This is a genomic window from Paraburkholderia denitrificans (genome assembly GCF_042655705.1).
Taxonomy (GTDB): domain Bacteria; phylum Pseudomonadota; class Gammaproteobacteria; order Burkholderiales; family Burkholderiaceae; genus Paraburkholderia; species Paraburkholderia denitrificans.
Genome location: NZ_JBHSMP010000038.1, coordinates 1 through 20044 on the forward strand (window position 1 = coordinate 1; position 20044 = coordinate 20044).

Consider the following 20044-nt stretch of genomic DNA (forward strand, 5'->3'; position numbering starts at 1 on the left):
CAGGCTCCTTATGCTGTATCCGAAACCCCGGTCTCTCCCTGAGCGCCGGGGTTTTGGCGTTTACGTCCCGCCTGGGGCAGACGAGGCTGCGCGGCAGCGCTCAAGGCGAACAGTTAAAACCGCAGCGCACATGAAAAAGCCGTCCCGGAGGACGGCTTTTTCATATTCAAGCTTCAGACCGCTGCAAGAATCAGTGTGCAGTTTCCTTGACGACCGCCGGCGCAGCATTCAGCCTCGACAAATCCAGCGCTTCTCCGGTAAACCGTTACTGCGTTAATTCCTCGAGCAGCGCCATGTCGCGGGCGATGACCTCCGGCAGATGCGCGCGCAGGAATTCGACCCACGTCTTCGTTTTGGCATCGACGAATTTACGCGACGGATAGAGCGCGTAGACGTTCGCTTTCTGCAATTTATGTTGCGGAAGCACGCGCACGAGTGACCCGTTGCGCAGCCCTTCGATAGCCGCATACACCGGCAAAATGCCGATACCCATGTCTTCGCGAATCGCCACTGCAAGCGATTCCGCAATGTTCACCTGCACCGGGCCGTCGACCTGCATCTCGACATTTCCATCTGCTCCCTCGAGTGTCCATTCGCGCGCCGGAAACGCCGGAGTTTTCAGAATCAGGCAGTCATGATGCACGAGATCCGCAGGCGTGCTCGGCGATCCATGCGTATGCACATAACCGGGTGACGCGCAAAGAATGCTGTAAGTTGTCCCCAGATGATGCGACACCAGATCCGAGTTGGGCAGCGATGAAGCCGCAACGACAGACACGTCGCTACTGCCCTCGAACAGATCGGGCATGCGCTGCGATAGCGTGAGTTCGACAGTCACTTCGGGATGCAGCGCGCGATAGCGCGAAATCGCGGGCAGTACGTATTGCTGTCCGATGCTTGCGAAGCTGTGCATGCGCAGCGTGCCAGCGGGCCGTTCGCGTGCGCAACTCGCTTCTTCTTCGGCGCTGTCGACATCGGAGAGGATATGCAGGCAACGTTCGAGATACCGTTCACCGGCGGGTGTCAGCGCGAGCCGACGCGTCGAACGATTAAGCAGACGGGTGCGCAAATGCGCCTCCAGTTCCGACACGGCGCGCGACATGGCGCCAGTCGTGGAGTCGAGCGACTGAGCCGCCGCGGTGAAGCTACCAGCTTCGACGACGCGGACGAATACCCGCATGTTTTGTAGCGTATCCATCAGACCTTCTTGTTTGGAACAGAAACGATATTGTCGCGCTGCGCGCGACACAGCATTGTTGAGTGATCTGGAACGGACGTTCTTCATCCGTCACGTTAATGCGCCCGAATGTCGCGCCTACAATCGGCGCCTCGGTCCCTGCATTCGCAGGCGACGTCCTTAATGACAGCTCAAGCGAAGTGCAATTCCCATGACCCGCCCGCATGCGATTCATCGCACGATCGATACGCGTCGGCGTGGCCACGCGATCTGGCGTGCCGCAAGGCGCGCACTGCGCGACTGGAATTCCATCGAAGGGGCGGTCTGGCTGCATCTGCTGAAGACGGTCACGGCGGTCCTGCTCGCGATGGGCATTGCGATGTTGCTCGACTTGCCGCAACCGCGCATTGCAATGACCACGGTGTTCGTGTTGATGCAGCCGCTCTCGGGCATGGTGTTCGCGAAGAGCGTGTACCGGATCGTCGGGACCGTCGTCGGAATGATCGCGGCAGTCGTGCTCGGGTCCGTGTTTGTGCAGCAACCGGAGCTTTACATCGTCGGCATGACGCTTTGGGTGGCCGCCTGTACGGCTGCGGCCATGAGGAATCGACATTTTCGTTGGTACGGTTTTGTGCTCGCGGGCTACACGGCGGCGCTGATCGGCATTCCGGTTGTCATGCAGCCCAACGGGCTTTTTCTTGCCGCACTCGGACGTGGCGCAGAAGTAGCAGTCGGCATCCTTTGTTCGGGGATGGTCAGCGCTGTGATCGTGCCCCGGCAGACCGGCTCGCTGCTTGAGCGAACGTTGCGTACACGGCTTCGCAATTTTACTGCGTTTGCTTCAAGCGTGCTGACGGGCGCGCTGGAGCGCAGCGCATTCGAAGGCCGCTTTGCAGGCCTCGTCGACGATGTCGTCGGCTTAGAGGCAACGCGTGCGTTCTCGTTTTTCGAAGACCCGGTGATGCGCTCGCGCAGTCAACTGCTCGCGCGGCTCAACAGCGAATTCATGGATGCGTGCGCACGTCTGCACGCGCTGCGCCAGCTGCTCAAGCGGGTGCAGCGCAGCGAAATCGTGACCGCGCCACTCGTGCCGTATTTTCACGAGCTTGCAGCGCTGCTCGCACAGACCCAGCGTCATGGCGAGAGCGATCGCGCCTGGGCACTGCGCCTCGCCGATACGCTGGAAGCCTGGCAGAGCACGTTGCCGCGCCATGTTCGCGAAGCGCGGCAAGCACTCAAAACGGTGTCGCCGGAAGCGTTGCAGGACTTCGATACTTCGTCAGAGCTGATGTATCGCTTCACGACCGAGATCGTTCGTTACAGCCGTACTTATGCATCGGCCATGCAGCCCGGGCTCGCGCAGGAGACGCGCGCGACGCGCTATGTGCCGCGCACGAGCTGGTATGTCGTGGGCTTCACGTTCCTGCGCACGGCAGTCGTGGTGGCGGCGTGCGGCTGGTTCTGGGTGCAGACCGACTGGCCCAGCGGGGGCATGGCGATGATCGCTGCGGCGCTCACTTGCGCACTCACGTCGTCGGCATCGAATGCCACGCGCATGGCCGTGCAGATGGCGGCAGGCGCCGCCTGTGCCGCAATCGTCGGTTATTTCTTCATCTGTTACGTGTATCCCAACGTCGACGGCTTCCCGCTGCTTTGCGCAACGCTCGCACCCGTGCTCGCGCTCGGGGCATTCCTGACGACGCGGCCGCGTATCGCGGGCTATGGCGTGGGCTTTTCCGTTTTCTTCTGCCTGCTCGCAGGACCGGACAACGTAATCGCGTACACGCCCGATCTGCTGATCAACAACGGCATGGCGATCGTCGCGGCGATGCTGCTCGCGGCGCTCGCGTTCGCGATCGTGTTCCCGCCGCGGATGAAATGGCTGATCGCGCGCATGTGTGGCGAACTGCGCGGTCAGGTCGTGATCGCGTGCAGCAGCGAATTGCCTGGACTCGGCGAGCGATTTCAGTCGGGCACGCATGATCTGATGCACCAGCTTCGTCTCGTGTTGAGCGGGCGGCAACGTGAGCATCGGCGTGCATTGCGCTGGATGCTGGTCACGCTCGAAGTCGGGCACGCGATGGTCGATCTGCGTCGCGAGGCTCACGCGGCGAGCTGGCTGTCCGATCTCGACGCCCGATGGGGACAGTCCCTCGCGCGCGTGCAAACGGCTATTGCGCGGCTGTTCGACGATCCAGGTCCGCAGATGGTTGCGCGTGCACTCAAATCGGTTCGTACCGCGACGTGGGTCGCCCAGGAGGCGCTCGGCGCGGTTGCTCATACACGGGATCGCCGCCACGATGCGCAGCGGCTCCTGAGCCATCTCCATTTCATCCGCAGTGCTTTGCTCGATCGCGATGGTCCGCTCGGCACGCTCGCGCGGCATCGCGTGCGCACGAGAAACGCCGCCGTTAATAACTGGCTAAAAGGCTAATTTAAGGGCTTACTTTCGATCTTTTCATTTACAGGAAAGATGCGTTTCTCCCAGGATTCTTAATCAAATCAGTTGTGCGTCATATAGTCACGCAACTGCAACGCAATAGCTTTTCGTCATGGAGGATAAAATGAATATCCTGAAGTTTGCTGTTGTTGCCTGTTCCCTGTTCGCTTCCGCTGCCTATGCGCAGAACGAGGCACCGGCATCAGGCCTCCCTCAGCAGGTCGCGCAGACCGCAGCCCAACAGGCTGTGGCCGCACCCGCCCATCACGATGTCGCGAAGCCGGCACAGAACGATGAATGTGTCGGCCCCGCAGGCTTCTGTATCGCCTATTTCGGTAGTTGATATTGACGACACGCCGTCCGTAAGGGTTGGCGTGCCCGTTATGCTGCCGCGACTCGTCAGCCCGGGTCTCGCGGCACGGTGAATTTTTGTGCGCCGCTTCGAGTGCCGTCCGGGCGAGACCAGAAATATTGGCGAACCAAGTAATTGGAGTGGAGACATAGAGGATGTACGAAGACCGTATTCGATGTGCCGCATTGCGCGGGAAAATCACCTCGGCCGCTGAAGCGGCACAGCTTGTACGTAATGGCATGCGTGTTGGCGCGAGCGGTTTCACCCGCGCGGGCGACACGAAGGCTGTACCGATCGAGCTGGCGCGCCGGGCGCGCGAAGAAAAGGAACCCCTGCGCATTACGCTGATGACGGGCGCATCGCTCGGTCACGACGTCGACCGCATGTTGACCGAAGCCGGCGTGCTCGAACGCCGTCTGCCGTTCCAGGTCGACTCGACGCTGCGTAAGGCCATCAATCGCGGCGACGTGATGTTCGTCGACCAGCATCTTTCGGAAACGGTCGAGATGCTGCGCGCCAATCTGCTCGGCAAGCTGGACCTCGCAATCATCGAGGCCGTTGCGATTACGGAAGATGGCGGTATTGTTCCCACCACGTCGGTCGGCAATTCGGCAAGCTTCGCAATCCTTGCGGAAAAGGTGATCGTCGAAATCAACCTCGCCCAGCCGCTCGCGCTCGAAGGTCTTCACGATGTCTGGATTCCGGGCCGCCGTCCACATCGCGACCCGCTGCCGATCGTGCGTCCGCAAGACCGCGTCGGCACACCCGCGATCGACATTCCGCCCGAAAAGATCGCGGCCATCGTCATCACGAATCAGCCGGACAGCCCGTCGACCGTGCTGCCCGCCGACGACGAGACGGCGCGCATCGCCGGTCACCTCATCGATTTCCTTCAGCACGAAGTGAAGCACGGCCGCATGAATGCGCAACTGCCGCCGCTGCAGGCGGGCATCGGCACGATCGCGAACGCGGTGTTGTCGGGCTTCGTGGATTCGCCGTTCGAAGCGCTCACGATGTATTCGGAAGTGCTGCAGGACTCCACGTTCGACCTCATCGACTCGGGCAAGATGGTGTTCGCATCAGGCGCGTCGATGACGCTCTCCGCACGGCGTCAGGAACAGGTACTGGCCGAACTCGACCGCTATCGCGACAAGCTCGTGCTGCGTCCGCAGGAAGTCAGCAACCATCCGGAAGTGATCCGCCGTCTCGGCCTGATCGCGCTGAACACCGCGCTCGAATGCGATATTTTCGGCAACGTGAATTCGACGCACGTGGGCGGCACGCACATGATGAACGGCATCGGCGGCTCGGGCGATTTCGCGCGCAACGCATCGTGCGCGATCTTCGCGACGAAGGCCATCGCCAAGGACGGCCGCATTTCGAGCATCGTGCCGATGGTGCCGCACGTCGACCACAACGAGCACGACGTGGACGTGATCGTGACGGAGCAGGGTCTCGCCGACCTGCGCGGTCTCGCACCGCGCGAGCGCGCCACGCTCATCATCGAGCGCTGCGTGCATCCGCTCTATCGCGACTTGCTGCGCGACTACTATCGCGACGCGCTCAAGCACGGTGGTCAGACGCCGCACGATCTCACGAAGGCATTCGAGATGCATGTGCGCTACAACCAGACCGGTTCGATGCTGCCCGAGAGTTCTGATCTCCTCGTGGCCAACGCATAACACCGCAATTAACGCAACGTAAGCGAACAGGAAAAAACGGGCGTGCCGGCAACGGCACGCCCGTTTTGCTTTTGCGCGGCGCGCCTGCTAGGCGCGACGGAATAGCCGGATGACAAAGAGCAGAATCACTGCGCCCACGATGGCCGTGATGATCGAGCTGATGAATCCGCCGCCGAGCGAGATTCCGAGGATCCCTGCAAGCCAGCCGCCGATGAACGCACCGACAATCCCAACAATGATATCGACGATCAATCCAAAGCCGCCGCCCTTGACGAGCACACCGGCGAGCCAGCCTGCGATTGCGCCGATGATGAGCCAGGCGATGATGCCGTGTTGCATGTTGAGCACCCCCTTTGTTGGCGTGAAAGGTTCACGGTGAGTTCAGCTTAGCCTACGCACGAGGGACAGGCCAGGTGATGTGGCCGGAATCGACGCTTTTTAAATAGCCGATCCCCTCGCTCAACGATGCATGACAGTTCGGATGTCTGGAAATCAGATCAGACAAAAGCGCGGAATCGCACGCGTCATTCCGGTGCGACTTCGGTTTCCGCGGCGACCCAGCTTACGCTCGTCACGCCTTTTTCCATGCTGAGCCGGCTCGCAATGGCTTCGAGCTTCGCCTGATATTTCGGATGCAGCCGCAACGTTGCCGTCACACGCAGCCGCACAGGCTCGCCGGGCAAATCTTCGCTGGTCAGGCTTTGAAACGAGAGCGGCGTCGAATACATCGAATTGGAAAGCACGGTGCGGATATGGATTTCGTCCTCTTCGCGGCACACCACCGTGAGCACATATTCGCGCACGAGGTCGGCAGCCGAGACCGGGGTCGCGTTGATCGCGCGGCTCACCTCGCGCAGCACCGTATTGATGAGCAGTACGATGACCGTGCCCGCGAGCGCCGGGCCGTAGTGACCCGCGCCGCACAACACGCCGATCGCCGCGGCGCACCATAGCGTTGCCGCCGTGTTGATCCCCTGGATCGACCCCTTCTCGCGCATGATCACGCCGCCGCCCAGGAAGCCAACCCCCGAAACGACGTAGGCCGCGATCTGCGTGATGCCGGATGTGCCGTTGCCGGTCAGCACGCCGAGCGTCACGAAGAGACACGCGCCGCTCGCCACGAGCGTGACCGTGCGCAGGCCCGCCGTGCGCTGGCGAATCTGGCGTTCGAGGCCGATGGCGACGCCGCAGGCGAACGCCGCAAAAAGGCGTAGGGCGAGTTCGAAGGTCATCTTCCTGTCACGAAAGCGGTGGGCCGGATGCAGCACGCGTTGCACACCCATGGCGTGCAACGCGCGCTGCGGCCAAGGGGGCGCCGAGGATCATACGCGGTGTGGCCAGGCTCGCCAAGCTGTCGGCACGGTCATTTGGAAGTCAGCATCTGGCCACCGCCTTTCCCGCATACTGGAGTCGCTCCTGTTCTGACGGACGAGGCCGGTTTGAACGGAGGGAAGTCACGGATGGATACGCTGCACAACGGCAAACGCATACTTGCCGATGTCGAACAAGCCGAGGCCGAAGCCACCGCTGCGCATGCTAATCCTGCGGGCAAACGGCGCGTCTACGGCGGCACGAGTTTCGGGCAGGTGCCGGCCGCTCTCGCCGAGCAAGAGGCTGCGCTGAGCGCGTGTGACGATGCAAGCGCTCAAGCAGGCGCTCAACGCCGGGAGCAATCTTCACGCGCGCGCGACGCGCGGAAAACGGAGCGGCTGCGGCTCGTGAACTGAGCCATGACGTTGTGGTTGCAACGGTATCCCGCGCGCGACACACCCGGAAAATCGCCCGCATGGACCGATTTCCATGCGCGGCGGCGTTGCAGTGATTTGCCCGCGAATCAAGCACATTTCAGCGCTTATCGGCGCATATCGACAGGAACACTCCCAGCCTGTCAATTTCGCCATATTGCCGCCAGCAAAGCGCCACCGCTATTGCCTATCATGCGGCACCGCCTGGAATGCATCCTGGATCACCGCTCCTTACGAGGAGTCCATCAAGCCCGCCTGAAGCATTCACATGTGGATTGTCAATCTCGCACTAAAGCGGCCATACACGTTCATCGTGATGGCCATCATGATCGTGCTGGCCACGCCGTTCGCCCTGATGTCGATGGCGACCGACGTGCTGCCGAATATCAATATCCCGGTTATCAGTATCATCTGGTCGTATACCGGCATGTCCGCGAAGGACATGGCGAACCGCGTCACCTCCGTCAACGAGCGCGGCCTCACGACCACGGTCAGTAACATCGGGCACATCGAATCGCAGTCGCTGCCCGGCATCGCCGTTATCAAGCTGTTCCTGCAGCCCGGCGCGAATCTCCAGACCGCGCTCGCACAAACGGTCGCCTCCGAGCAGACGCAGGTCAAGCAGATGCCGCCGGGCGCCACGCCGCCGCTCGTCATCAGCTACTCGGCGTCGAGCATTCCCGTGATTCAGCTCGGGCTGTCCAGCAAGACCATGAGCGAGCAGGCGCTGGCCGACATCGCGATGAACTTCCTGCGCCCGCAACTGATTACGATCCCGGGCGCACAGGTGCCGTATCCGTACGGCGGCAAGACGCGCGTGATTTCAGTCGACATCGATACGCGCGCGCTGATTGCGAAGGGCCTCACGCCCGCCGATATCGTCAATGCGGTCAATACGCAGAACCTGATCCTGCCGACCGGCACCGCGAAGATGGGGGTGAGCGAATATCGCGTCGATACCAACGCGTCGCCGGAAACGATCGCGGATCTGAACCACATTCCGGTGCAGACGGTCAACGGCGCAACGACGTATCTCGGCGATGTCGCGCACGTGCGCGACGGCTTCACACCGCAGACCAACGTCGTGCGTCAGGACGGCACGCGCGGCGTGCTGATCTCGATCCTCAAGAGCGGTGATGCGTCCACGCTGCAAGTGGTGAACAACCTGAAGGCGCTGCTGCCGAAGGTGCGCAATACGCTGCCCGCCGATCTCGTCGTCAAGCCGCTCTTCGATCAGTCGATCTTCGTGGCCGCCGCGGTGCAGGGCGTCGTGCGCGAGGCGCTGATCGCCGCGGTGCTCACCGCCGCGATGATCCTGCTGTTCCTCGGCAACTGGCGCAGCACGCTCATCATTGCGGTGTCGATTCCGCTGTCGATTCTCTCGTCGCTGCTCGCGCTCTACGCGCTCGGCGAGACGATCAACATCATGACGCTCGGCGGGCTCGCGCTCGCGGTCGGCATTCTCGTTGACGACGCAACCGTGACGATCGAGAACATAGAACGCCACTTCCATCTGGGCGCAGGCCTGCACGAGGGCATTCTCGAAGGCGCGGGCGAAATCGCGGTGCCCGCACTCGTTTCGACGATGTGCATCTGCATCGTGTTCGTGCCGATGTTCTTCCTCACGGGCGTTGCACGCTTCCTGTTCGTGCCGCTCGCGGAAGCGGTGGTGTTCGCGATGATCGCGTCGTACATCCTCTCGCGCACGCTCGTGCCGACGCTCGCGATGCTGCTCTTCACGCATGGCGGCCCCGCTGGTGGCCACGACGGCGGCCACGCGCAGCACGGCGCGCCGCGCTCACTTTTCGCGCACATCCACCACCGGTTCAATCAGGGGTTCGAGCGCGTGCGCGCGAACTACATCGCGCTGCTGAGCTTGCTGCTCGCGCGGCGTCGCGTGTTCGGCAGTGCGTTCCTCGGCTTCTGCCTGCTCTCGCTCGTGCTCGTGTTTTTCATAGGCCGCGACTTCTTCCCGTCCGTCGACGCGGGCAACATTCGTCTGCATATGCGCGCGCCGACCGGTTATCGCATTGAAGAAACCGCGCGTCTCGCGGACGAAGTCGAGCGGACCATCCGCGAGGTCACGCCGCCGGATCAGCTAGAAACGATCGTCGACAATCTCGGCTTGCCGTATAGCGGCATCAACCTTTCGTACAGCAACGCGGGGACGATGGGCACGCTTGACGGCGAAATCCAGATCGCGCTAAAGGTCGATCACAAACCATCGAGCGTCTACGTCGACAAGCTGCGTGCGTTGCTGCCGCAACGTTTTCCGGGCGTCGAGTTCTTCTTTCAACCCGCGGACATCGTCACGCAGATCCTGAACTTCGGGCAGCCCGCCGCCATCGACGTGCAGGTGGTGGGCGCCGATCTCGGGCAGGACATGGCGCTCGCGAGCCGGTTGCTCAAAGCGGTGCGCCAGATGCCGGGCGCCGTCGACGCGCACATCGAACAGCGCAACGACGAACCGGCGCTGAGGCTCGCGATGGACCGCTCGCGCATGCAGCAACTGAATCTGAGCCCGCAAAACGTGGCGCAAAACGTGCTGATTTCGCTGTCCGGCAGTTCGCAGACCTCGCCTGCGTTCTGGGTGAATCCGAAGAACGGCGTCGAGTATCCGCTCGCCGTGCAGACGCCGCAGTATCGTGAAGCCTCCGTGAACGAGGTGATGGGCACGCCGGTCGCGGCGCGCCCCAATGCGCCGCTGCAGCTCGTGAGCAACCTCGTGCGGCTGCAGCCGCACACGGGCCCGGCAATCGTCACGCACTACAACATCCGTCCCGTGATCGATCTGCTCGTGAGCGTGGAGGGCAGCGACCTCGGCACGGTCGGCTCGCGCATCGACGGCCTCATCAAGACGGCCCAGGCGAGCGCGCCGCGCGGCACGACCATCGCGATGCGCGGCCAGATCGACACGATGCGCTCGTCGTACGTCGGTCTCGGCGTGGGTATCGCGATGGCCGTCGTGCTCGTCTATCTGCTGATCGTCGTGAACTTCCAGTCATGGGCCGATCCGCTCATCATCATCAGTGCGCTGCCCGCAGCGCTCGCAGGTATCGTGTGGATGCTGTTCATCACGGGCACGCACCTGAGCGTGCCTGCGCTGACCGGCGCGATCATGACCGTTGGCGTCGCAACGGCGAACAGTATTCTCGTCGTGTCGTTCGCGCGGCAGCGGCTGATGGCTGGTGTCACGCCGCTCGTCGCAGCGCTCGAAGCGGGCGCGACGCGCATCCGCCCCGTGCTCATGACCGCGTTCGCCATGATGATCGGCATGCTGCCGATGGCGCTCGGTCTCGGCGAGGGCGCCGAACAGAACGCGCCGCTTGGCCGCGCGGTGATCGGCGGTCTGCTGTTCGCCACGGTTTCCACTCTGCTGTTCGTCCCGATGATATTCGCGACCGTGCACGGCCGCCTCGCGCGCCGAGCGGCCGCGAAGCGCGAACGTCAGTCGCGAAACGGTCGCCAATGAAGCGGGACATCACGCAATCCGGTTACGTAAATTCTGGTCGATGAAATGAACGAACCTCATCCTCACTCATCCCTCGATATCGCCGTCGGTGCAGGTCAGCACGGTATGGATCTGCCCGCGCGCCATCAGGCAGGCAAGCGTGCGAAGCTCGCGGTGATCGTCATCGCGCTGCTGCTGGCGGCGGGCGCGACTCGCACGATCGTCGCGAACCTGCAAAACGCGCATCATCTCGCCGATGTCACGAAGCGCAACGCGACGCAATACGTGAGCATCGTGTATCCGGTCGCCGCGGGCGCGGACGGACGCATCGTGCTGCCAGGCACTTTGCGCGGCTTTATCGAGGCGCCGATTTATTCGCGCGCGAACGGTTATGTGCTGCACTGGTACGCCGATATCGGCGCCCATGTGCAGCAAGGCCAGTTGCTGGCGCAGATCGATACGCCCGAAATCGATCAGGAACTCGCGCAGGCTCAGGCACAGCGCGATCAGGCTGCTTCGACGCTTTCGCTCGCCAAGACCTCGTTTGACCGCCCGGCAGCGATTACGACGTGCTCATGACGAGCTTCATGGTGCCCGCGAGCGGCGACCGGCCGATGGTGAAGCTTGTGGTCGCAAGCGACAGCGAACGCACGGAGCTGATGCTCCGGCGCTTCGGCATTGTGCTCGGGGCATTGATTGCGGCGTCCACGATTGCGGTCGCACTGCTCAGCCGTGCGGCCACGCGCTTCGGCCTCGAACCGCTCACGCGGCTCTCGCGCGAGGCGGCGCAATCGAGCCCGTCGAATCGACGTCAACGTCTGCGTGCCGACGCATTGCCGGAGGAACTGCACGAACTGGCGACTTCGTTCAACGGCGCGCTTGAGCGGCTCGACAAGGCCTATGGGCGCCTCGAATCGTTCAATGCCGACGTTGCGCACGAACTGCGCACGCCGGTCAGCATTCTGATCGGACAAACCCAGGTCGCGCTCACGCGCGATCGCTCGGTGCTGCAATTGCGTCAGACGCTGCAATCGAATCTGGAAGAGTTCGAACGGTTGCGCGTGATCGTCAACGACATGCTGTTCCTGTCGCGCAGCGATCGCGGCGAGCGCGCGACGGACCTCTCGGAAGTCTCGCTGCGGGCCGAAGTGGAGCGCATGCTGGAGTTTCTGGAGATGCCGCTCGAAGAGGCGCAGTTGCGCGTCGAGGTGCGCGGCAACGCCACCGCCTGGGTGAATACCTCGCTGATCGGGCGCGCGGTGAGCAATCTTCTCGTCAATGCGATCCAGCATTCGGCGCCGGGCGTGACGCTGCAGGCGTCCATCGCGCCGCTGGACGGCCATGTGGAAATCGCGGTGTCGAACCCGGGCGAGCCGCTCGATCCGGTGGTGCGCGAGCATATCTTCGACCGCTTTTACCGCATCCAGGAGGCGCGCTCGAACAGTCACGAGAATCACGGGCTCGGCTTGTCCATCGTGAAGGCGGTGGCCGAAATGCATGCCGGAACGGTGTTCGTGCGCAGCGCAAACGGCGTCAACACATTTGGCTTTTCGCTGGCCGTCGACTGCGCGCGCGAGAGCGCCGCGCGTGCGCAAGATTCGCAGCGCCAGGGGCGCGCGGGGCTGCCGATGCACGTCTCGCCCTGATGCACCTTAATGCACCTTAATTCACGCAGTCCGCCGCTGTTGCCTGCTGCTGTGAGCCGACGCTTCAGCGGGGCGGGTCGTCGGCAGTGGCGGGGCTGTCGTGGCTGTCCTGGCTGCGGTGGCTTCGCTGGTCGCGCCGCAGCAGATCCCAGCAGCTAATGAAAAGCGCGGCAATGAGCGGCCCGATCACGAAGCCGTTGATGCCGATGAGCGACATGCCGCCGAGCGTCGAGATCAGCACGACCCAGTCGGGCAGGCGCGTGTCCTTGCCCACCAGAACGGGGCGCAGCACGTTGTCGATGGTGCCGATCACGAATATGCCGAAAGTCGCGAGCCCGATTCCTTTCGCGAGCGCGCCGCTGGAAATGAGGTAGATCGCGACGGGTCCCCAGACGAGCGCTGCGCCCACGGCGGGCAGCAGCGAGAGCAGCATCATCACGAAGCCCCAGAGCAGGGCGCCCTGAATCCCCACCACCCACAACGCAATGCCGCCGAGCGCGCCCTGAACGAACGCCACGGCGAAGTTGCCCTTCACCGTTGCGCGGATCACCGTGGTGAGCTTGCAGATCAGATGCCGCTTGTGCCCTTCGTCGAGCGGGATGGCGTCGCGCACGAGCTTTGAAATATCGCGCCCGTCGCGTACGAGAAAAAAGAACAGATAGAGCATCACGCCAAAGCTCACGACGACCTGCACGGTGATCTGGCCGACGCTCAGCGCACGCGTGGCGACGAACTGGCTGATTTTTGCGGCGCCTGCCGAAAGATGTTGCCGCAGGCCACGCAGTTCCATCATGTCGTATTGCGCGAGCAGATTCTGCGCCGACTGCGGCAGCGCCTCTACGACATGGTTGAAAAAGACGCCGATATCGAGGCTGCCCGACCTCACCTGGCCATAGGCGTAAGTGATCTGCTGAACCAGCGTGGCCGCGACGAGCATGAGTGGCAGGATCACGATCAGGACGCAGATCGCGAGGCTGATGAGCGCGGCGAGGTTGCGGTGGCGCAGCCGCGCCACGAGCCAGCGCTGCACGGGCTGGAAGATCAGGGCGAGGATGGCGCCCCACAGCGCGGCGCTGAAGAACGGCGCAATGACGAAGCAGAGTGCGATGGAAACCGCGAGCAGCAGCAAGTAGAACGACGTCTGGTGCAGATTCCTGTTGCCGTCCATGGGCGGTGGATTCCTGTGGGGGCGGACGAAGAAGAAAGGGATGGCGCTGTCGCTCATGATACCGGCGAGTCTTCCCCGGGCCGCCGAGCATGTGCACCTCGTGCGTGTCCCGTGCGTCCGTGAGGTTATTCAGTGCGCGCCGACGAGGCGCACCTGGGTGATCTCCGAAGGCGCGCCAAGCCGCTTGGGCGGCCCCCAATAGCCCGTGCCTCGGCTCGTATAGACCCACAGGCTGCCGAGCTTCGAGAGGCCCGCCGTGAACGGCTGCTGGAGCCGCACGAGGAAATTCCACGGAAAGATCTGGCCGCCGTGGGTGTGGCCGGAGAGTTGCAGCGTAAAGCCTGCATCGGCGGCGGCGTGGGCCGAGCGCGGCTGGTGCGCGAGCAGCACGCGCGTATCGACATCGGCGGGTGCGCCCGCCAGTGCGCCTGCCGGGTCGCTGCGCTGCGCGGGATCGAAATGGTCGGCGGAGTAGTCCGTCACGCCCGCGAGCACAAGGCGTGCGCCGCGATGCTCGATCACGACGTGCTGGTTCATCAGCACCGTGAGGCCGATGCGGCGGAATTCGGCAATCCATGCATCGGCGCCGGAGTAGTACTCGTGATTGCCCGTCACCACGTAGACGCCATAATGCGCGGCCAGCCTGCCGAGCGGCGCCGTGTCGCTCGCGAGCCGCGCGACGCTGCCGTCCACCACGTCGCCCGTGATCGCGACGATATCCGGTTCGAGCCGGTTCACGGCGCGCACGATCGCTTCGACGTAATCGTGCTTGATCGTCGATCCGACGTGAATGTCGCTGAGCTGGACGATCGTGAGGCCGTCGAGCGCGGCGGGCAAGCCGCGGATCGGCACATCGACGGCGCGCACGGGCGCACGCCGCCGAGCGTTGAAAAACCCGAACGCGCTCGACAGCAGCGCGAACCCGATCACCCCGGCCGAACTGCCTGTGCGCCAATCCGCGAGATTCGCGAGGTGCGGCCACAGCGCGTCGAATGTCATCAGCGAGGCCAGCACGACGTCGCGCGCGATGGTGAGCATGAGGAGCGATGAGAAGAAGCCCATGGCAAGCATGCCCGCCCACGCGAGGCGGTCGCCGAGCCACTGATGCTTGATCGCGCGCGAGAGCATGCCTGGCGGGATCAGGAGACACGACAACACGAGCCACAGCACTGCGAGCCATTTGCCCGCCGCGGGCACAGGCAGATCGGGGATCAGCCGCAGGCCGACGTAGACGTGCAGCAGTACGCCAATGATGATGAAGCGGATGAGGAATCGGAGTCGTGGCATGGCAGGCCAAATGAGGTAAAGGCGGAGGGCGAAGGCGGCAAAGGCGGAGGCAAGGGCGGGCGCGGGAGCAGGCGCCGCGAAATGCCCGGCATGCGGGCTGCGAAGCATTTTACCGATAAGCGCCGGCGCCTGCCGAAGCCCGACGCGAGACAAACGGCGGGCTGGCGGAGCCGCGAGGGCGGAGTCTTGAATCGCAACTAACTGTCCAGCGCGCTTGCCGCCCACATTACACATCGTCGGTGAATCGATCGGCAGCGCGGCACGGTGCGTGCGATGCAGCAACGGGTGGCGGTGCGGTACATCGGACTATTAAACGTCCTGTTAAACGTCCATTGAACGGCACCTGTCCATGAACTATCCTCAAATTGGCGTCCGCGCAGTGTTGGGCGCTCTCGGGGGAGACAGGTCATGAAGGCCACGAAGCCTGTTGTGCACGAACATCATCGTGTGGGTTACGAAAGCAGCCACGTCATGCTGCCGCTCGTCGTGCTTTCGGTCATGGCGCTGGCGTTGTATTACGGCGTCAGACACGCCGATATCCTGGAGCTTGGCCGCAGCGCGCTGTTTTACGTCGTGATGGTGTTCGTCGCGCTGGGCATCGCGGGTCTTTTCGGCTTCGTGGGCGGCTGGCTGCGCTCACGCACGACCGATGCCACGCCCGAGGGCTTCTGCTTTGTCGGCGCGCTGATCGGCGCAGTGGTGTTCTATATCGCGCTCTTTTTCTGAGCGCCGCGCGCGGAGAGCCTGGCGGGTAAGCGAGCCGTGCGGCGACGTGCGACACTGCACTCACTTCCCTGATAGCGCTCGCATCACAACTTCCAATGTTCGATCTCTTCGACGACGCACCGCAACCCGACGTCGCCTGGTATCCCGCATGGCTCTCGCCGGAAGAGGCGACGATCATGCTCGCGCGCATCGTCGCCGAAACCAGTTGGCGGCAGGAGCGTATCCGCACGCCCGGCGGCTGGGTCGATCAGCCACGGCTCACGGCGTGGCTTGGCGAGCCGGATGCCGTCTATGTCTACTCGGGTATTCGCAATGTGCCGCAGCCGTGGACGCCTGCGGTGGCCGAACTGCGCGATGCCGTCGACGCGCTCTGTGACGTGCGTTTCAACAGCGTCCTGCTGAACCGCTACCGGAGCGGGATCGACAGCATGGGCTGGCACGCCGATCGCGAACCCGAACTGGGTGCGGAGCCGGTGATTGCGTCTGTGAGCCTCGGTGCGACACGGCGCTTCGACTTGCGCCATAACGCGACCGGCGTCGTGCGCTCGTTCCGGCTCACGAGCGGCAGTCTGCTCGTGATGCGCGGTCAAACCCAGGCGCAGTGGCGTCATCGCGTACCGAAGGAATCCGCCGTGAGCGGCGAACGGGTCAATCTGACATTTCGTGTCATCACGCCGGGTTTGCGGCAATAGCTTTCTATTTAGTTGTAGTTGGTGTGAATTCGCCGACGATTGGCAAAATTCACCGATTCGGTGCGCATATATCGCTTTAGCGCTAAAAAAATTAAAAAAGTTTTATGCGCATAAACGCGTAATTGTCGATATGCGTTCAGTCGCCCTGAGCGAGGCGTCGGCGCACGATCCCGGTCAGCCGGTCGAGCGGCAAGCCGGAGGCGGGGATCGCCGTCGCGTCAGGAAACGGCTGGCGCGCGATGTTCCTGACCGGCGCGCTTCCGGTCGCCACAGGACTGCTGATCATTCCGTTTGCACCGGAAACGAAGGGCAAAGTGCTGCCCAACTAAACGGCACGACGCGGCGCCAGGCGCAGGCGTTCTAGCGCCGCATTCTCGCGAGCATCGGCGGAAACAGACGCCAGCCGAGGTTGACGCCGAGGCTCGCGGCCACGATCAGCACCATGCCCGCGAGCTGCGGCACTGTGAGTGCGCGGCCATAGACGAGCGCATCGACGGCAATCGCCGTGAGCGGATAGACGAACAGCAGGACGGCGATCACGGGCGTCGTGAGCTTGGGCAGGGCGCCGTAAATCAGCACGTACGAAAGGCCCGTATGCAGCACGCCCATGCCGATGAGCCAGCCCCACTGCGCGGCTGAAATGTGCGCGAATTCGAGCGGCGCGAACAACGGTGCGATGAGCGGCAGGCACAGCGTGCCGACCGCGCATTGCACGAGCGCGAGCAGATGCGGGCGGAAGTCGCCCAGGTGCTTGGCGATCAGCGTGACGCTCGCATAGAGCACCGATCCGCCCAGCGCCTCGGCGACGCCGATCAGATAGCGCGGATGGCCTTGCAGGTTGTCTTGCGCGAGTACACCCGAAGCGAGCACGAGCCCGACAAAGGCAATGCCGATCCACCCGAGGCGGTCCGCGCCCAGCCTTTCTTTGAAGAGCGCCGCGCCGATCAGCACGACCCAGAACGGCTGCACATGGAACACGACCGTTGCGACGGCGATGCTCGTGCGATGGATCGAATCGAAGAATCCCACCCACTGCGTGACCATCAGCACGCCCGAAACGAGCGCGAGCGCGAACGTGCGGCGCGTGAACTGGCGCGGCGAAAGCCAGCCCTTGTACTGGCAATACGCGGCGAGCGCGAGCATGCCGAAGAGGCAGCGGAAAAACACGAGCGTCATCGCGCCGAGCCGGGCTTCCTCGACGAAGATGCCGATGGTGCCCATCAGCAGCCCGCCGCTGGCGAGCATGAGGACGCCTTGTTTCTGGCTGGCGTGGTGATCGGCGTGCATGCGTGGGATCCGTGGCGAAAAAAAGGCAGTGGGAACCGCGCCAGTATTCGTCAGTTGCGGGCCATCGGCAAACGAATTAAATTGAAAAATTCCATCAGCGCCGCTGATAAATCGCGAACCCCGCAGGAGCCCCGCATGAACCCCGAATTCGACCTCGATCTGCTGCGCACCTTCGTTGCCGTGGCCGACGCGGGCAGCTTCACGCGGGCAGCGGTCACGGTGCACCGCTCGCAGGCCGCGGTGAGCATGCAGGTCAAGCGGCTTGAACAGATGCTCGGCACAACGCTTTTCACGCGCGATACGCGTAATCTCGCGCTCACGCGGCCGGGCAATACGCTGCTCGAATATGCGCGGCGCGCGCTCGATCTGCAGGAGGAGGCGTGGTCGGCGCTGGTGCGCCCGGAGGTGACCGGGCGCGTGGTGCTCGGCGCCCCCGACGACTACATGGCGGCGCTGCTATCGCCGGTCTTGCGGCGCTTTTCGATGCTTTATCCGCATGTGGAGATCGAAATCGTCTGCGCGCAGAGCGTCGCGCTCGGGCCGATGCTGGCGGACAACAAGATCGATCTAGCGTTCGTGACGCGCGACCGCAAGCTGCGCGGCGAATTCGTGCGCAGCGAGGACATGGTGTGGGTGGGTTCCGCGAACGATCCCGCGACCGTTGCGATGTCGCCGCTGCCGGTGGGGCTCTACGAGCATGGCAGCGTGGCGCGCGCGCATACCGTGGCCGCGCTCGACGCGGCGCGCATCCGCTATCGCGCGGCCTATACCAGCGCGAGCCTCACGGGCTTGCTGGCGACGGTGGAGGCGGGTATCGCCGTGGTGGCGCTCACGCGCTGCAGCGTGCCGCCGCGCGTCGCGATTTTCGGCGAGGCGCAAGGGCTGCCGAAGATCGAACCGCTTGACATCGTCGTCGCGCGCAGCGTGAAGTCCAATCGCCCCACCTGCGATTACTTCGCGCAGCAGATGATGCAGGATCTCTCGGTGCCGCGTCAGCGCGGGTAGACGAAGACGGCACGTGATTCACCCGGCCATGCCGTCTTCAAACAGGCCTTCAAGCCGACCTTCAAATCAGGCCGAAAACAGTTCCGCGCCGATGAACGAGCCGGGCTTCGCGCCCGGCGGGCACGCGAAAACGGCGCTGCCCACATGGGTCGTGAACTGGTTCATCAGGTCGAACTTCGAGAGTTTTTCGTTGATCGGAATGAAGCCCTTGCGCGGGTCGCTCTGGTGCGCGACGAAAATGAGCCCCGCGTCATATTCCGTCTCCTGGCGCCACGGCGGCCAGCGCTCGATGTAGAAGTCGGTGCTGTCGTTGTACGAGTACGAACGGCGCAGGATCTGCGCGCCGTTGTTCGAGGCGCGATTCGACAGTCGCACGTGCGAGTTGTCGGGAATGAGCGGATTGCCGTCCTTGTCCTGCGCGTCGAGATCGACCGCGTCGAATTCGTGGTGCTTGCCGATGGGCGCGCCGCTGTACTTGCGGCGGCCGAACACCTGCTCCTGGAAGCCGAGTTCCGTCCGGTCCCAGTGTTCGAGCGTGATGCGGATGCGGCGCACCACCGTGTACGTGCCGCCCTGCATCCACGGCGCGTCCGCTGCCGTGGCCCAGACGAACTGGTTCATCAGCTTCGGATCGGCGGTCGGCGGATTGTTGGTGCCGTCCTTGAAGCCCATCAGATTGCGCGGCGTCTCCTTGCGCGGACCCGAGAGGAAACCGGCCTGGCCCCAGCGCATGCGCAGGATGCCGTCGCCCGCTCGCGCGAGCTGGCGCACCGCGTGAAAGGCCACTTGCGCGTCGTTTGCGCAGGCCTGCACGAAGAGATCGCCGCCCGTTTTCGCGGCGATCAACTGGTCGCCGTTAAAGCGCGGCAGATCGACGAGCGCGGCGGGGCGTTTGTGTGAGAGCCCGTAACGGTCCTTGCCTTCCGAGGCGAAGAGGCCGGGGCCGAAGCCGAACGTCACCGTGAGTCCGGCCGGTCCGAGGCCGAGCGCGTCGCCCGAATCGGGTGCGGCGCGATCGTCGCCGATGCCGTCGAGCGAAGCGGCAGGCTGCGCCTGCGTCATGCGCGCGGCGGCCTGGGTCCACGCACGCAGCAGATCGATCACGTCGTCGCGCGAGGCGGTGGTGAGGTCGAACGCGGCGACATACGTGTGCGCCTGCTGCGGCGTGACGATGCCGCCCTGGTGTTCGCCGTAGAACGGTTCGACGGCGAGCATCGGATCGGCGCTGGCCGCGTGCCGTTGCGCCGGCACGGCCGCCTGCGCGACGCTGCTCAGGCCAAGTGTTGCACCCAGCGCGGTCCCCGCAGCGACAGCAGCGCCGCCGGTCTTCAGGAAATTGCGCCGGGCGAGCCGCCCGGGCGTGTCGTGGGAGTCTTCAATGGACAT

The 20044-nt window shown here is 63.7% G+C and carries 16 protein-coding genes and 2 pseudogenes; 10 read left to right on the forward strand and 8 right to left on the reverse strand.

The genetic code is table 11. The annotated features are described in order from the left end of the window. Positions 1 to 265: 265 nt before the first annotated feature. Positions 266 to 1198, reverse strand: a complete 933-nt coding sequence (locus tag ACFPTO_RS22580; RefSeq protein ID WP_377714915.1) for a LysR family transcriptional regulator — start codon at positions 1196 to 1198, stop codon at positions 266 to 268. Between the two features lie 190 nt (positions 1199 to 1388). Between ACFPTO_RS22580 and ACFPTO_RS22585 the strand changes: the two genes are divergently transcribed. The 3 genes from ACFPTO_RS22585 (at position 1389) to ACFPTO_RS22595 (ending at position 5651) form a co-directional block, all read left to right on the forward strand. Then, positions 1389 to 3611, forward strand: coding sequence for an FUSC family protein (locus ACFPTO_RS22585; RefSeq protein ID WP_377714917.1), 2223 nt, complete (start codon positions 1389 to 1391; stop codon positions 3609 to 3611). 130 nt (positions 3612 to 3741) lie between these two features. Then, complete coding sequence (locus ACFPTO_RS22590; protein ID WP_377714919.1) at positions 3742 to 3960, forward strand: hypothetical protein; 219 nt, start codon at positions 3742 to 3744, stop codon at positions 3958 to 3960. 164 nt (positions 3961 to 4124) lie between these two features. Beyond that, the gene (locus tag ACFPTO_RS22595; protein ID WP_377714921.1) at positions 4125 to 5651 is read left to right on the forward strand and encodes an acetyl-CoA hydrolase/transferase family protein; all 1527 of its coding nucleotides are present in this window, start codon (positions 4125 to 4127) and stop codon (positions 5649 to 5651) included. Positions 5652 to 5738: 87 nt separating this feature from the next. On the opposite strand, the gene ACFPTO_RS22600 is transcribed toward ACFPTO_RS22595, so the two are convergent. Beyond that, the gene (locus ACFPTO_RS22600; RefSeq protein WP_296659352.1) at positions 5739 to 5990 is read right to left on the reverse strand and encodes a GlsB/YeaQ/YmgE family stress response membrane protein; all 252 of its coding nucleotides are present in this window, start codon (positions 5988 to 5990) and stop codon (positions 5739 to 5741) included. A 185-nt stretch (positions 5991 to 6175) separates the two neighbouring features. Continuing rightward, positions 6176 to 6883, reverse strand: a complete 708-nt coding sequence (locus ACFPTO_RS22605; protein WP_377715332.1) for an MgtC/SapB family protein — start codon at positions 6881 to 6883, stop codon at positions 6176 to 6178. Positions 6884 to 7018: 135 nt separating this feature from the next. Here ACFPTO_RS22605 and ACFPTO_RS22610 point away from each other — a divergent pair, with 135 nt between their 5' ends. From ACFPTO_RS22610 to ACFPTO_RS22625, 4 genes and pseudogenes are all read left to right on the forward strand, one after another. After that, positions 7019 to 7378 (forward strand): hypothetical protein, encoded by a 360-nt coding sequence (locus ACFPTO_RS22610; protein ID WP_377714923.1) that lies wholly within the window; start codon positions 7019 to 7021, stop codon positions 7376 to 7378. A 286-nt stretch (positions 7379 to 7664) separates the two neighbouring features. Then, positions 7665 to 10868 carry an efflux RND transporter permease subunit gene (locus tag ACFPTO_RS22615; protein WP_377714925.1) on the forward strand — a complete coding sequence of 1068 codons (3204 nt, stop codon included), beginning with the start codon at positions 7665 to 7667 and terminating at the stop codon, positions 10866 to 10868. Between the two features lie 45 nt (positions 10869 to 10913). Continuing rightward, positions 10914 to 11399: pseudogene (locus ACFPTO_RS22620) on the forward strand (efflux RND transporter periplasmic adaptor subunit); the annotation flags it as partial. 5 nt (positions 11400 to 11404) lie between these two features. Further along, positions 11405 to 12493: pseudogene (locus tag ACFPTO_RS22625) on the forward strand (heavy metal sensor histidine kinase); the annotation flags it as partial. A 64-nt stretch (positions 12494 to 12557) separates the two neighbouring features. On the opposite strand, the gene ACFPTO_RS22630 reads toward ACFPTO_RS22625, so the two are convergent. Together ACFPTO_RS22630 and ACFPTO_RS22635 are read right to left on the reverse strand one after the other, a co-directional pair. Next, entirely contained in the window at positions 12558 to 13661 is a 1104-nt protein-coding gene (locus ACFPTO_RS22630) for an AI-2E family transporter (RefSeq protein ID WP_377714927.1), read from the reverse strand. A 129-nt stretch (positions 13662 to 13790) separates the two neighbouring features. Further along, positions 13791 to 14948: a metallophosphoesterase gene (locus ACFPTO_RS22635; RefSeq protein ID WP_377714929.1), complete on the reverse strand. Its 1158-nt coding sequence runs from the start codon at positions 14946 to 14948 to the stop codon at positions 13791 to 13793. A 408-nt stretch (positions 14949 to 15356) separates the two neighbouring features. On the opposite strand from ACFPTO_RS22635, the gene ACFPTO_RS22640 reads away from it, so the two are divergent. Together ACFPTO_RS22640 and ACFPTO_RS22645 are read left to right on the forward strand one after the other, a co-directional pair. Then, positions 15357 to 15674, forward strand: a complete 318-nt coding sequence (locus tag ACFPTO_RS22640; protein WP_377714931.1) for a hypothetical protein — start codon at positions 15357 to 15359, stop codon at positions 15672 to 15674. Positions 15675 to 15769: 95 nt separating this feature from the next. Further along, positions 15770 to 16366: an alpha-ketoglutarate-dependent dioxygenase AlkB family protein gene (locus tag ACFPTO_RS22645; RefSeq protein ID WP_377714933.1), complete on the forward strand. Its 597-nt coding sequence runs from the start codon at positions 15770 to 15772 to the stop codon at positions 16364 to 16366. Between the two features lie 136 nt (positions 16367 to 16502). Here ACFPTO_RS22645 and ACFPTO_RS22650 read toward each other — a convergent pair whose 3' ends face one another. Both ACFPTO_RS22650 and ACFPTO_RS22655 read right to left on the reverse strand, forming a co-directional pair. After that, on the reverse strand, positions 16503 to 16652 hold the full coding sequence (locus ACFPTO_RS22650; protein ID WP_377714935.1) for a hypothetical protein: 150 nt from the start codon (positions 16650 to 16652) through the stop codon (positions 16503 to 16505). 74 nt (positions 16653 to 16726) lie between these two features. Further along, the gene (locus ACFPTO_RS22655; protein WP_377714937.1) at positions 16727 to 17653 is read right to left on the reverse strand and encodes a DMT family transporter; all 927 of its coding nucleotides are present in this window, start codon (positions 17651 to 17653) and stop codon (positions 16727 to 16729) included. A gap of 135 nt (positions 17654 to 17788) precedes the next feature. On the opposite strand from ACFPTO_RS22655, the gene ACFPTO_RS22660 reads away from it, so the two are divergent. Next, the gene (locus tag ACFPTO_RS22660) at positions 17789 to 18658 is read left to right on the forward strand and encodes a LysR family transcriptional regulator (protein WP_377714939.1); all 870 of its coding nucleotides are present in this window, start codon (positions 17789 to 17791) and stop codon (positions 18656 to 18658) included. A gap of 66 nt (positions 18659 to 18724) precedes the next feature. Here the strand turns inward: ACFPTO_RS22660 and efeB are convergent, their stop codons facing one another. Continuing rightward, positions 18725 to 20044 (reverse strand): iron uptake transporter deferrochelatase/peroxidase subunit, encoded by a 1320-nt coding sequence (efeB, locus tag ACFPTO_RS22665; RefSeq protein WP_377714941.1) that lies wholly within the window; start codon positions 20042 to 20044, stop codon positions 18725 to 18727.

What these genes read in the sequence shown, in the direction of transcription:
- ACFPTO_RS22615 (WP_377714925.1), top strand. Translation starts at nt 7,665, where the DNA reads ATGTGGATTGTCAATCTCGCACTAAAGCGGCCATACACGTTCATCGTG.
- efeB (WP_377714941.1), bottom strand. Translation starts at nt 20,044, where the DNA reads ATGTCCATTGAAGACTCCCACGACACGCCCGGGCGGCTCGCCCGGCGC.
- ACFPTO_RS22645 (WP_377714933.1), top strand. Translation starts at nt 15,770, where the DNA reads ATGTTCGATCTCTTCGACGACGCACCGCAACCCGACGTCGCCTGGTAT.
- ACFPTO_RS22660 (WP_377714939.1), top strand. Translation starts at nt 17,789, where the DNA reads ATGAACCCCGAATTCGACCTCGATCTGCTGCGCACCTTCGTTGCCGTG.
- ACFPTO_RS22605 (WP_377715332.1), bottom strand. Translation starts at nt 6,883, where the DNA reads ATGACCTTCGAACTCGCCCTACGCCTTTTTGCGGCGTTCGCCTGCGGC.
- ACFPTO_RS22630 (WP_377714927.1), bottom strand. Translation starts at nt 13,661, where the DNA reads ATGGACGGCAACAGGAATCTGCACCAGACGTCGTTCTACTTGCTGCTG.
- ACFPTO_RS22600 (WP_296659352.1), bottom strand. Translation starts at nt 5,990, where the DNA reads ATGCAACACGGCATCATCGCCTGGCTCATCATCGGCGCAATCGCAGGC.
- ACFPTO_RS22640 (WP_377714931.1), top strand. Translation starts at nt 15,357, where the DNA reads ATGAAGGCCACGAAGCCTGTTGTGCACGAACATCATCGTGTGGGTTAC.
- ACFPTO_RS22655 (WP_377714937.1), bottom strand. Translation starts at nt 17,653, where the DNA reads ATGCACGCCGATCACCACGCCAGCCAGAAACAAGGCGTCCTCATGCTC.
- ACFPTO_RS22585 (WP_377714917.1), top strand. Translation starts at nt 1,389, where the DNA reads ATGACCCGCCCGCATGCGATTCATCGCACGATCGATACGCGTCGGCGT.
- ACFPTO_RS22590 (WP_377714919.1), top strand. Translation starts at nt 3,742, where the DNA reads ATGAATATCCTGAAGTTTGCTGTTGTTGCCTGTTCCCTGTTCGCTTCC.
- ACFPTO_RS22595 (WP_377714921.1), top strand. Translation starts at nt 4,125, where the DNA reads ATGTACGAAGACCGTATTCGATGTGCCGCATTGCGCGGGAAAATCACC.
- ACFPTO_RS22635 (WP_377714929.1), bottom strand. Translation starts at nt 14,948, where the DNA reads ATGCCACGACTCCGATTCCTCATCCGCTTCATCATCATTGGCGTACTG.
- ACFPTO_RS22650 (WP_377714935.1), bottom strand. Translation starts at nt 16,652, where the DNA reads ATGATCAGCAGTCCTGTGGCGACCGGAAGCGCGCCGGTCAGGAACATC.
- ACFPTO_RS22580 (WP_377714915.1), bottom strand. Translation starts at nt 1,198, where the DNA reads ATGGATACGCTACAAAACATGCGGGTATTCGTCCGCGTCGTCGAAGCT.